The 2,276-nt window shown below is 69.0% G+C and carries 1 protein-coding gene; it reads left to right on the forward strand.

Translation table 11 applies throughout. The features are described 5' to 3' along the window. Positions 1-90 precede the first annotated feature (90 nt). The coding region (locus ABZY31_RS31170) for a condensation domain-containing protein (protein ID WP_356417042.1) at positions 91-2,276 on the forward strand (2,186 nt) is incomplete at its 3' end.

Raw genomic sequence — 2,276 nt, forward strand, 5'->3', positions numbered from 1 at the left:
GCGGGTGTGCAGTTGGCGCGTGGGTATGTGCGGCGTGCGGGTCTGACGGCTGAGCGGTTTGTGGCGTGTCCGTTCGAGCCGGGTGCGCGGATGTATCGCAGTGGTGATGTGGCGCGGTGGACTGCGGATGGCCGGCTTGAGTATGTGGGTCGTGCGGATGAGCAGGTGAAGGTGCGTGGTTTCCGGATCGAGCCGGGTGAGGTCCAGTCGGTGGTCGCGGGGCATGCGTACGTGGCGCAGGCGGCGGTGATCGCGCGTGAGGACGTGCCGGGCGATGTGCGGCTGGTTGCTTATGTGGTGCCGGGTGAGGGCGCGGATCGTGCGGGGCTGCCTGCTGGGGTGAGGGAGTTCGCGGGTTCCCGGCTGCCGGAGTACATGGTGCCCTCGGCTGTCGTGGTCCTGGACGCGCTGCCGTTGACGGGCAACGGGAAGCTGGACCGCAAGGCCCTGCCCGCCCCCGAGTACACGGCCGGTGTCGGTCGCGGTCCGGCCACGGTGCGTGAAGAGATCCTGTGCGCGGCATTCGGGCAGGTCCTCGGACTCGACAGCGTGGGCGTGGACGACGACTTCTTCGAACTGGGCGGCCACTCCCTGCTCGCGATCCGGCTGGTGGAGCAGCTGCGTACCCAGGGCGTATCGGTGTCCGTACGCGTTCTCTTCGAAAGTCCGACGGTCGCCGGGCTCGCGGCGGTCGCCGGAGCCCAAGAGGTGGAGGTGCCGGAGAACCTCATCCCCGCGGACGCGGTGGAGATCACGCCGGAGATGCTGCCGCTGGTGGAGCTGGACGCGGACGAGATCGGGCGGATCGTCACCACCGTCGAGGGCGGGGCGGCCAACATCGCAGACATCTACCCCCTTGCGCCGCTCCAGGAAGGTCTGCTCTTCCACCACCTGATGGCGGACGGTGGCAAGGACGCCTACGTGATGCCGACCGTGGTCGAGTTCGACTCGCGTGAGCGGCTCGACAGCTTTACCGAGGCCCTTCAGCAGGTCATCGACCGGCACGACATCTTCCGTACCGCGATCGTCTGGGAGGGCCTGCGCGAAGCGGTCCAGGTCGTACAGCGTCGAGCGCCGCTCCCCGTCGAGGTGGTCCGACTGGATGCGCGGAGCGATGACCTCACCGCCGACCTGGTAGCGGCCGGCGGTTCCTCGATGGACCTGGGCCGCGCCCCGCTCATCCGGATGCACGCGGCGGCCGAGCCGGGCACAGAGCGGTGGCTGGCCCTGGTGCGGGTGCACCACATGGTGCAGGACCACACCGCGATGGAGGTGCTGCTGGACGAGGTGGACGCGTTCCTGACCGGACGAGGCGCCGAGCTGGCGTCGCCGCTGCCGTTCCGCACCTTCGTCGCTCAGGCGCGCGGTGGCGTGGCGCGTGCCGAGCATGAGCGGTACTTCACCGAGCTGCTCGGTGACGTGACCGAACCGACCGCGCCGTTCGGACTCATGGACGTACACGGCGACGGCGCGGACGCGGTCCGCCTGGGCATCGCGCTGCCGACGGAACTGTCAGCACGAGTGGGCGAGCTGTCGCGCCGACTGGGCGCGAGCAAGGCCACACTCATGCACCTCGCGTGGGCTCGGGTTCTGGCCACGGTCAGCGGCCGGGACGATGTCGTCTTCGGCACAGTGCTGTTCGGCAGGATGAACGCCGGCGTCGGCTCGGACCGGGTGCCGGGCCCGTTCATCAACACCCTGCCGGTACGTGTGCGAGTGAACGAACTCGGCGTGCTGGAGGCGGTCGCGGCGATGCGTGGACAGCTCGCGGAGCTGCTGGAGCACGAGCACGCGCCGCTCGCACTGGCACAGCAGGCCAGTGGGGTGGCCGGCGACACGCCACTGTTCACTTCGATCTTCAACTACCGGCACAACGCCGCCCCCGCCGACGCCCCGGCGCCGGAGGAGGCTGAGGCACGGGAGAACGGCGGAGGGATCCGGCTGCTCTTCCAGCGCGAGCGCACGAACTACCCCCTCCAGGTTGCGGTGGACGACTACGGGGACTCATTGGGGCTCTCCATCGACGCAGTGGCCTCGCTCGACGCGCGAGCGGTGGGTGCGCTTGTCTGCACCGCCATCAACGGCCTCGTGACAGCACTGGAACGGGCGCTGGACGGCGGCACTGACCTGCCGCTGAGCACGGTGACCGTGCTCGATGACGTGGAGCGTCATCGGGTGATTGAGCTGTGGAATGACACGGCTGTTGATGTGGCTCCGTTGACGTTGCCGGAGTTGTTTGAGGCTCGGGTGGCGGAGACGCCTGATGCGGTTGCTGT

Source organism: Streptomyces sp. NPDC006529 (genome assembly GCF_040611795.1).
In the GTDB taxonomy this organism is placed as follows: Bacteria; Actinomycetota; Actinomycetes; order Streptomycetales; family Streptomycetaceae; genus Streptomyces.